Raw genomic sequence first — 9,455 nt, 5'->3', positions numbered from 1 at the left:
GCGATGAATGCTCCAGGACGCTAACCCGCGTTTCAACGTCTGCGCTCGCCGCTGCCAACGTGTCCACGACCGTTTTAAGGTTGGTGTCGGTACTGCCTGCGATGCTGGCTAATGGCGTGGAAATCGGGTCAAGTGCGTGATAGGTGACCTCGTAGACAGCGTCAGGATCGTAATATTGCCGATCAATAACGGGTTTTTCGAGTCCACTGGACGACAGATTGTTAAAAAACCATTGACCGTCTCGACGCCTATTTCGATAGATTGCTTGTACTTTGCGGACGCGATATTTAAAAACCGTCAGGCTGTTACCCAGGTCGTTACTCGTGATATACGGACCGCTGGAGGTCGTGGTCATGCGCTCCCGTACGATCAAGCCCACGCCTGTCTCGATCTGGTTAGGGCCTTCGTTGAGCGTAATACTTCCGTGGGGGCTAATCTCGGTCGTGTATGGCTGCGTAAGTCGGTAGGAGAGGGTGTACGGCGTGTGTCCCTTCCAACGCGTTGTCGGCAACGCGGACGTTTCAGCGCCCGCCTCCATGTTCATAATTGGCTCCCAACTCTTCGCGCCCTGATTATTAAAAATTTCTGGCTGACGAGTCGTCGGGTTCCAGTAATACATGCGCCACCCGTTGAAGTATGCCTTCATATCGTTGTCTGTAGGCGTGTAATCGTCACCCCACCCGCTGTCCTTGTTGGCGATGGTAACAAATAATTTTACGCCATCCTCAAAATTAAAGCGGTCCGCGCCTTCCGTGTGTATACCAGGCAGCAAAATTTTACCGTCAAAACGCTGGAAGTCTGCATACCAATGCGAGTAGTACCCTGGTACAGACTCGGTCCAAACTCGCTTTAACCCCGGGACCGCGAGGTTATAGGTATAGCTTAGGCTGCCGTCAACAGTAAGCTGACGATAAGCATGGAGCTTATAGTATTTACCGTTTTGCTCGTACAGCTCGTCCGCGACGTCCCCCGCGGTGCTCGACGCCAGGGTGACGTCGGGAAAATACAGGTAATCATATACGCGTGGTTTAAACGGTAGCGCCGTCGCGCCGATGTTAAAGGTCGGATTTTTAAACTCGACCTGCACGCCTGACTGTACGGAGGCCGGAACGCTCGTCACGATATTTACGGATACAGTGTTGGGCGGAGCTTTGAGCGTAACAGACGCCGCATCTACTAGCCCGGTCCCGGAAATCCCGACGTTTTGGGCGTCTCTAAAATCAAAGCCGATTTTACCGCCATAGGTTTTAGCGACCGAAAAAGTGTATGTCGTGCCGGGTACGGCTTTTATAGTGGTCTGACTGTTTTGATCCGTGGTGCCGTTGGCCGTAACGACATGCGTGTAGCTGTCGGTAATCGTACCGACGTTGATAAACGTCCATTCTCTAAAGCTAGGAGCCAGGTTTTCCCCGTACCGTGTGATGTGGATGCCGTTTGTCGAAGTGCTGCTTAATACAAACGGGTAACGGCGATTCCATTCAGCGTAGTCGAATGTTTTTAGGCTGTCATAGTCGGCCGGGCTGACCTGATACAGCCGGGCGCTATCAAATCGGGCTGCCTCCCCGGATGGTACATAGTTGGTTGTTCCATCGCTTTTACAAATCTGCAAACGCATTTCAAGCGTAACGGCCGTGGCTTTTGTGGTTATAAGCTGACCCGTAGTTTGCCAACCTCCCGCAGCCGCAAATCCGGTGCTTATATCTTCCACTACATTTCCGGCCGCGTCCCTAGTAATAAAACGGTAGGTAGCTGTGCCTTTTGTCGTCTGGATATCCCCAATAAAAACGTATTGTCGGCTTGGTAAAATGGGAAGTCGCTCCATCGAAGCAAAATGCTCGACGGCTGTCGTACCTGTAGCCGTTACGAGCGTAGACCGCGTGCCGGACGTGTAACTGGCCGTGTCGGTGCTTACCGTCGCGTTGTAACTGGTGAGCGCACTAGGCAGACTGTCGCCGCCAAGCATCCCGAGCAAGTTTGTCAGCGTACGCCCCTTGATCCGGTCTATTTTAAGCCGGGAACGTTTGGCCGAGTTGATGACCTGGACAGGCTTGGACAGGTCCAGGTTGGCGACGGCCGGTGAACTGCTGACTTGCTTTTCCACCTCCGTCATCCGCTTTTGTTGGTCGATAATTGCAGTATCATGCCCGGCGAATAAAGCCTTCAAATCATCTATGCTCTTGGTCAGGCTTTGCCTAATAGCTTCCAGAACACTAGATTCCGCCGCCTTTGCTTGTAATTCCTTGATCGACTTGTACACCCGATTGAAAAACCAGTTAAAAAACTCGGCGGCCGGTCTGTCCTTCGGCTGCCAGCCTGTCACTTTTCTGTTGTCCGGCGGCTCTTGGCCGGGCGCCTCCCATTTGGGCGGTGACTCGTTAAATGCCATTGCTCAACATCCTTTCTAAACTAAATTGGCAGGTCATCGGATTCAGACGGAACAAAGGCCGATCCCAAATAACCGCCCTTCTTCCCTTCGATATCCGAAAACCCTCGATCTTCATCGACTTGCACCTCGTCGGCATCTGCAAACTCAAACGTCCCCATCAACTCAATGACAGACACACGGACTCCGCTGGCAACCGTTTTCTGCACGATCCGTGCAAATTGCCTAGGATCCATCCCGATTTCATTCAGCCGGTCGATAGGAATTTTCATCATGGATATAGCTGCAGGCTCCGGCGTAATAGGATCGTCCCACATTTCTTTGATCGTGACTTCCTTCGGATCGGAGTTAAGGGCAAGGGCAATCACCGAAATGATGCTGTTGATATCCGCATTGGAGAGGTTACGGGCGATTTTGGCTTTAATCATGATCCGGTAAATTCCATCGTTAGCCTTCCCTCGGGGCTGCACCACCGTTTCCCCGATCATATCAAGCGTTGTGCCTTCGGCGTTGTCAATGTCCCGCCATTCTCCGATTCGGGCAAAGGTATCCTCCAAGTCCTGCATCTGATCGGACAAAATGCCGATGATCTTGCCAATATTACTATCCGATTTTTTCTTGTACACGCTTGGCAGTTTTTTAAGGATTACTGTGGCCCATTTCGATAACAGGTTTTTTAAGATCGCGCCCACCCATTTAGACAATGTGGCCCACCTCTATCCGGTCGGCGTCGGCCTGTGCCACCTGTTGCGGCCCCACGTCAATGTTAGCCGGTGCATAAGTGATTCCGTCCGTGGACAATTCGACCCTGGCATCCTTAATGCCGTCAATACCTCGCAAGGTGGATAAAGCTTCCCAATGGACAACATCCTGCCCCATGTTCAGACCGTTCCACAGGCTGCCGTCTGCCTCGCGGCCGCCGATATAACGTATGAGTGCAGACCGAACCAAAGCGTCACCATCCGCCGGGAAACTCTCGTCCGTTCGGAGTGCAATTTTTGCATAGACCTTGACCTCCGGGGCATACGTAAACCGCACTTTTTGGGGATTTCCACTTATGTCAAAAACGATTTCTTCCTCGCTGCCAGCCGGTTCAATACCGCCAGACCTTTTGCGGAATATCGCTGCTGCTATCGCCTGCCGATCCCCGCCCAGCACGTAAGCCGAAACGCTTTTTCCCGGCCGGCCTTCTGCATCCGGATCCTTATAGTAGTTTTCGATAACCGCCGCTGCGCGAACACCCTCAACCCGTAGCAGCTCCGCCCGGATGGAATCCGTTGTTCCGGATCCACCGCCCGCGACAGATTGCGGAAAACGCGCGCGAAATTCGGTGTCCGTTTCTTTCTCCCGACCGCCCCCTGTCGGCTCCGCATTGGTAACGCTGCTTATGTTGGGATTGGGGTTAACTATCACGGTTATTGTACCGGCCGCTTGGTTCCCGCTGCTCCCCGGATCCCGTGCTACGATCGGCACTACCACTTCCCCGTTTTGGGCGATAATTGCCGCCTCTGTTGTTTCAAACGTCACACCGGTTTTAGTAGCAACCACAAAGCCAATTGCAATATCGGTCCCTGGAATCCCGGTAATATGGACGAACCCTTTCGCCCAGGCAGCTTTAAACCGGGAAATTCCCGCCCTCGGCCCTTGCCGGTCGAGCTGAACACCCTTTGCGTGGTTGATCGAATCGCCGTTATAGACGTCTTCCGCAACGGCCCACAATTTAGCCAAAAAGAATGCGAACAGCCGAATGATAATTCCAAGTGGGGACCACTCGGACGTATTTATTTTCTGACCAAAAGCCTCGCGTGACTTATCTTCCATTTCCACCACAAGGTCGGCAAATCGCTTGCGCTTAAAGCCTTTCTCATCCAACATTCACGGGCACCTCCCCCCTGATTTCTTCGCCGTCCGTCGCCGTGGCCCGGAATGTTATGTTCATCATTCGGTTTGGCCGGTCGTATTCAAAGCTGATATCGTCAACCGTTTTAATCCGTGTGTCTTGTAGCAAGCCTTTCCTGATCTCGTCACGCATGGCTTCTTCGCTTGGATTTTTACCGAGGAACCGTGAGAATCTAATCCCGGCGTTTGGGTTCAAAAACCATTCGCCCTTATTCGTGGACAGATTGATTTCGACACATTGCCGGAGTTCTTCTGGCCCCTCGATCATGACCAGTTCACCGTTTTCAAAAACTAAGTCTCCGTCCTGCAGCTTTAGAGAGAGCATGGGAACACCCCCACAATTACCGCGTCATTATGGTCGTGCATCCGTGGGCTGTCCGGCTTGGCAATTTGTCCGGCCAGTGAATTTTTAATCTGCCGGTCTGCACAGACCACAAGGACTGTGTCGCCTCTTTTTAATGCTGGCCTGCAGATTTGTTCGGCGCCGTTTATAGTAAGGCGCTGACCAAGTGCCGGGACGTTGGTTATGAGTGCCGGGGGCGCATCGCCCAGACGCGTCAAAGGCTGCACCGTCGCCATGCCTGTTCCCGAATCGAAAGACTCTACCCGGCAGGGGAAAGAAACGGACAGGTCCGTCATAATCTTGTCCGCAAGGCTGCGGAGTAATTGGCCGAGTGAGCCGGAAGCGTCAATACTCATGGTTCAATCACCTCTGCTTCTGTTACAAAGTCGCCGGTGTTACTAAATTTGTGGCTGCCCTTTAAAACGTGGACACGGCCTTGAAAGGTCCTAGATTCCAGGTCAATCACCGAAGCCGTTGTAATCCGGTATTGAAGCTGTGACTTTAGGTTAAATCCTTTGAATTGCTCGTTTTGGTAAGGTTCCGGGGAACCGATCATACCGGTATTGGGATTGAGCTGAAACACATTGTCCGCGCCGGACCGCAGGTTACGGATATAGAGCTTGCCTTTGTTGATATAGGCGGAGGTGCCGCAATCCTTCGCAACCTTTGTGATGATCTCCGATACCTCTCCTTTGGCCGTGTACCCGTCTTCATACCGATAGTCCTGGTTCAATTCGAACTGTCCTATAGGAAGCCCGAGCTGCCCGGCCATCTCGCGCAAAATGTAACTCGCTGTGGTTCCCTCGGTGTAGGCGACGTCTATTTTCCGGCTTGAAAGGTCCTGCGAATCCAAAACAAAAAGCGTGGTCACTTGCTCCACGCCTTCCCGTTTTGTTTGCACTTTGGATAAAAAACCGTGAAGGATTAACCCCACGTCTCCCCGATAACCTGCATTGACCATAACCGTACTGTTAATGGCAAAGCGATTGATTGTATCCTGCGAAAGATTCCAAAGCCGGATTTCACTTTCATTCGGCAACGGATCATTATCAAACGGCACGCTTCCCTCGATGGCATATTCCGCATTACTGAACAGACGACCGCCTGCCATCACCTCAATAACTCGACCAAAATTATTCATCGTCATCACCGTCCGGCAGATAAATAAATACCGTTTCGTTCAGCGTGTTCCAGTTAACTTCGTCGCTCAACCCAGACTCGTCGAATGGAACAAGAGTAAGTTGTGGAAACCGGCTATCCTCGATCCCATCAAACAACGGCATTTCGTAAACGATCTTTTCGCCGGTTACCAATACTTCCCCGTCCAGCTCCAAATCGACGGTGAAGAAGTCGAATTCTTCATTGTAATGCACTTCAAAAGTATAGACCCGGCCGGCCAGGGACATATCGAAACGGTATGGAATCAAATTCTTTTCGATTGGGATATACTGCATGCTTCACCTCACGCCCACGGACTGCCCGGCTTGAATGTTACCTTCTCGACCGGCTTATCTTTCTTTTTCTCTTTCCCCTTCGCCTTCGCCTTGCTTTTGGTTGTCTTCTTCTTGGCTTCGCTTTTCTCTTTTTTCTGCTTACGGCCCGAGCTTATGACTGGGGCCGCCTGCGCCCGGATCGGCAACGGCAGGGTTTCCACAAAAGAGGATTCTGCAATTCGGACCTCTTTAAACGTCAATGAAAACGTGCAGCCGTTGGCAACTTGGTTGGTATGGCCGGATTTAAAGCCGGTTATCAAGCCTATAAATGAATTGCGACCGTCATAGGTGACAATGCTTCCAAGTTTTTGTGCGTCAATAAGGTACTGTCTGGTTTGGGCAGCTTCCTCTCCAACGATAAAGCCGCTGATTGACATCGTAACTGCCTTGGCCTCTACGTGGTCAATTAGGTTTATACCCTTTTCAACCGGCTGCTCGGGGGTCTCAACTTCGTAGCTCGGGTCCTCCGACTCGACCATGACATAACGGCCGTCGATGGTTGCCATCAGAACGTCCCCCCTGTAGAAAGGCCGGAACGTCTCCCGGTTTTCTCGATAATTCCGGCGACGGCCTCTTCAATTTGCCGAACAGACTCTGGCGGTAGACCACCATCTAATGCGGTCCCCGAAACGCCTTCCGACTTGAATACAACCTCAATTCTAAGTGTCCCGTCACCACCCTGCGCTGCCCTCGCTGGCGGAAGCGTCGCCGCTGTTGCCTGCTGCAGATTCCCCGTTCCTTGACCAGACACGATTTCGTCTGAAAGGTCCGAAGATGCCTGTCCGACCCTGCTTTGCGTGTTGTCCAGTCCAAGCGCCAAGCCTTCGCCGGTGTAAAACCCGAGTTCCATCATGACGCGGGAAGGCGAGTGAATTCCCAGGATGCTTTTGACTTTGTCGGTAATGCTGTTACCGATTTCCTTAACTTTATCGACAACGGCGTTCGCCATGGAGCCGATCCCGTTCACCATACCCTCAATGATGTTTTTGCCGATATCGAAGAGGTTAATCCCACCAAGGAATCCCGTAATCTGATCCCAAACACCCTTGATCTTGTTCCAAATGGACGTCGCGGCGCTTGAAACGCTATTTACGATGTTATTCCATGTGTTCGTAAGCCAATTCCATATCCCCGTAAAGATGTTGACCGTAGTCGTTTTTATTTCTTCCCATTTGGTTGCGATGGCCGCAATTACCCAAGCAACGGCTCCAAGTAAAACGGCCATAATCGTTACACCCCAAGCCACGAAGAATTCCACGACACTATTAAAAATTGACATGACCCAGGTTTTAAAACCAGTCCATACCTCGCCCAGCCACGTTGCAATAGCGCCCCAATTTTTGAAAATAAGGATAATACCCGCAATCGCTAAACCTACCAATAAGGCAACCGCGATAATGGGAAGCCATGGGGCAATCATGGCCCAACCGGCCGTAGCCGCGGCCACCATGGAAGGAACCATCGTATACAAAATGACTCCCGCTACTCCGATAATAGCCGGGCCAATGATGTCAATGTTGTTGATTATGAAGCCGAGCGAAGTAACCAATCCATCTATTGCCTTGCCGAGTCCGTCCCCAATTGCAGCTCCAACGGCTTGGATAGTCGGTTGATTATCAACGAGCCATTGACCGAACTGGTTGAAATAAGGCATGAGCTTTTCCCCGAGAGGTACAAGCAACCCGGTTTCCATTTGGCGTCCAAACATCGCCAGCGCCTCTCCTGGTTTGTCGAACTTGATTTGATTCAACTCATCCATCTTGTTTTTGGTCATATCGAACTGCTGTGTCGCTGTCCCCATCGCCGTAATTGTTCTAGCCTCTAGGTCCTCAAACTGCGAACCCATGAGGGCGACACCGACCGTGTTGCGCTGCACTGGATCTTCGATAGACCCGATCATCTGCAAAACCTGCTGGAAAGCTTGCTTTGCTTGCGGGCCACCGGCCGCGAAAGTCTTGGCCATCTTATCAGCGTCCAGGCCCAGCATTTGAAAAGCTTCGGTCGTTGTCTTGCTGCCATCCTTTGCCCGGATGTTAAATTCCTTAACGGCGTCCCCGACTTTGTCCAAATTGAAAGCGCCGTTTTCGGAACCCGCCGCTAAAGTATCAAACATTTCATTTGCCGTAAAACCCAGTGATTTAAATTGGTTGGAATACTCATTCGCGGTATCCATCAATTCACCGGATTTGTCCAGCCCTTTCTGCGCGCCGTCTGCAAGTAGGTTCATCGCCTCTGTTGACGTAATGCCGAACTGTTTCATCATGGTGTCCGACGTTTTAACGGATTCGGTCACTTCGAAACCGAATGTATCCCTAAGCAGGAGAGCATTCTTCGTCGTCGTCTTAAGCTCGTCGCCTTGCTGCTGCGTGATTTGTGCCGTTGTCTTGATGGCATTGCCCAAGTCATCCCAGTTTTGTCCGAAATTCTGATTATATAGGTCGGTGGCAATTGCCTTTGTCGCCTCCATCTGCTGTGCTGTTTGGCCGGTTGCACCCTGGATAGATGACATCGCCCCCTGCATGTTGCTTGCCGCTGACATACTGGCAGCTCCTACGCCAACAATGGCCGCACCTACGGCAGCCGCTGCGACCCCGATCCCCATCCATTTACTTTGCATTTCTCCGACCTGTTTATCAGCTTTTGATAAAGCACTGTCGGCCACCTTAAAACCAACGGCGAACATTAAATTGCCGATTACCCCCATGTGTTGCACCCCCTTTCGGCACAAAAAAGAGCGCCCAAAAAGGCGCTCACTTCCGGTTCCGATTCATTCCTTTTCTTTCATTTTCAATATGGATATCCAATGCCGCGTTTGCTTCCGCTATATCGTCATCATCCATAAGGTCTAAATCTCTGTATGTCACCATATTAGCAATCAAAAGCCGCCAGGATGACCAGTTTCTTATTGCTCTGTTCTTAGCTTCCTGCTTGCTGATTGCCACCGTCTTCACCGTCCTGGCCGGCAATGAAGGCATAGGCGGCATTAATGACCTCGCTGTATTCCTTATAGTCGTCGAAATCGTCGATCTTCATCTTTGGATCGACAACGACGTGTTTTAAAATTTCCTCGGCCAGCTTTTCCTCTGAAACCACACCATGTTTATTTTTGGCTGCGTCATTGATCTTCGAGACGGTACGTACCCCAGGATGCTGGAATAGGAAGCCTTTTCCCTGTTCCGTTGTAAATTTTTTCTGTTTAAAGTTGCTCATTGATATCGCTCCTTAAATGTGTTTTTGATTTACATTTTCATGTCAAGCAGTTGGATTTCGAATTCGCGGTCTTCGGCCTCGTTGCCATATGCGCGGTTAGCCGGTTTTTTGACAATAGCTTCGGTTG

At 51.2% G+C, this 9,455-nt stretch carries 10 protein-coding genes; all 10 read right to left on the bottom strand.

Annotated elements, in window-relative coordinates; translation table 11 throughout:
* A partial coding sequence (locus ABH899_RS28450; RefSeq protein ID WP_370002245.1) for a hypothetical protein occupies positions 1 to 2,386 on the bottom strand: 2,386 nt, incomplete at its 3' end.
* A 20-nt stretch (positions 2,387 to 2,406) separates the two neighbouring features.
* Positions 2,407 to 3,087, bottom strand: coding sequence for a hypothetical protein (locus ABH899_RS28445; RefSeq protein ID WP_370002242.1), 681 nt, complete (start codon positions 3,085 to 3,087; stop codon positions 2,407 to 2,409).
* A complete protein-coding gene (locus ABH899_RS28440; protein WP_370002240.1) occupies positions 3,080 to 4,258 on the bottom strand; it encodes a baseplate J/gp47 family protein in 1,179 nt (392 codons plus the stop codon). Before ABH899_RS28440 ends, ABH899_RS28445 begins: the two co-directional genes overlap by 8 nt.
* On the bottom strand, positions 4,248 to 4,607 hold the full coding sequence (locus tag ABH899_RS28435; protein WP_370002238.1) for a DUF2634 domain-containing protein: 360 nt from the start codon (positions 4,605 to 4,607) through the stop codon (positions 4,248 to 4,250). The genes ABH899_RS28440 and ABH899_RS28435 overlap by 11 nt, the downstream gene beginning before the upstream one ends.
* Positions 4,595 to 4,981 (bottom strand): Gp138 family membrane-puncturing spike protein, encoded by a 387-nt coding sequence (locus tag ABH899_RS28430; protein ID WP_370002235.1) that lies wholly within the window; start codon positions 4,979 to 4,981, stop codon positions 4,595 to 4,597. Before ABH899_RS28430 ends, ABH899_RS28435 begins: the two co-directional genes overlap by 13 nt.
* Positions 4,978 to 5,766 carry a phage protein gene (locus ABH899_RS28425; RefSeq protein ID WP_370002232.1) on the bottom strand — a complete coding sequence of 263 codons (789 nt, stop codon included), beginning with the start codon at positions 5,764 to 5,766 and terminating at the stop codon, positions 4,978 to 4,980. Before ABH899_RS28425 ends, ABH899_RS28430 begins: the two co-directional genes overlap by 4 nt.
* Positions 5,759 to 6,079: a phage baseplate plug family protein gene (locus tag ABH899_RS28420; RefSeq protein WP_370002231.1), complete on the bottom strand. Its 321-nt coding sequence runs from the start codon at positions 6,077 to 6,079 to the stop codon at positions 5,759 to 5,761. The genes ABH899_RS28425 and ABH899_RS28420 overlap by 8 nt, the downstream gene beginning before the upstream one ends.
* Positions 6,080 to 6,087: 8 nt before the next feature.
* On the bottom strand, positions 6,088 to 6,624 hold the full coding sequence (locus tag ABH899_RS28415; protein ID WP_370002229.1) for a phage baseplate protein: 537 nt from the start codon (positions 6,622 to 6,624) through the stop codon (positions 6,088 to 6,090).
* Positions 6,624 to 8,822, bottom strand: coding sequence for a phage tail tape measure protein (locus ABH899_RS28410; protein WP_370002228.1), 2,199 nt, complete (start codon positions 8,820 to 8,822; stop codon positions 6,624 to 6,626). The genes ABH899_RS28415 and ABH899_RS28410 overlap by 1 nt, the downstream gene beginning before the upstream one ends.
* A 212-nt stretch (positions 8,823 to 9,034) precedes the next feature.
* On the bottom strand, positions 9,035 to 9,328 hold the full coding sequence (locus tag ABH899_RS28405; RefSeq protein WP_370002226.1) for a hypothetical protein: 294 nt from the start codon (positions 9,326 to 9,328) through the stop codon (positions 9,035 to 9,037).
* Positions 9,329 to 9,455 lie beyond the last annotated feature (127 nt).

The organism is Paenibacillus sp. RC84, assembly GCF_041260495.1.
Lineage (GTDB): Bacteria > Bacillota > Bacilli > Paenibacillales > NBRC-103111 > Paenibacillus_F.
This window is presented reverse-complemented; position numbering and strand designations above follow the sequence as displayed.

Excerpts from the sequence above, each read along its gene's own strand:
- ABH899_RS28420 (WP_370002231.1), bottom strand. The coding sequence starts at position 6,079 with ATGCAGTATATCCCAATCGAAAAGAATTTGATTCCATACCGTTTCGAT.
- ABH899_RS28425 (WP_370002232.1), bottom strand. The coding sequence starts at position 5,766 with ATGAATAATTTTGGTCGAGTTATTGAGGTGATGGCAGGCGGTCGTCTG.
- ABH899_RS28405 (WP_370002226.1), bottom strand. The coding sequence starts at position 9,328 with ATGAGCAACTTTAAACAGAAAAAATTTACAACGGAACAGGGAAAAGGC.
- ABH899_RS28430 (WP_370002235.1), bottom strand. The coding sequence starts at position 4,981 with ATGAGTATTGACGCTTCCGGCTCACTCGGCCAATTACTCCGCAGCCTT.
- ABH899_RS28435 (WP_370002238.1), bottom strand. The coding sequence starts at position 4,607 with ATGCTCTCTCTAAAGCTGCAGGACGGAGACTTAGTTTTTGAAAACGGT.
- ABH899_RS28415 (WP_370002229.1), bottom strand. The coding sequence starts at position 6,624 with ATGGCAACCATCGACGGCCGTTATGTCATGGTCGAGTCGGAGGACCCG.
- ABH899_RS28440 (WP_370002240.1), bottom strand. The coding sequence starts at position 4,258 with ATGTTGGATGAGAAAGGCTTTAAGCGCAAGCGATTTGCCGACCTTGTG.
- ABH899_RS28410 (WP_370002228.1), bottom strand. The coding sequence starts at position 8,822 with ATGGGGGTAATCGGCAATTTAATGTTCGCCGTTGGTTTTAAGGTGGCC.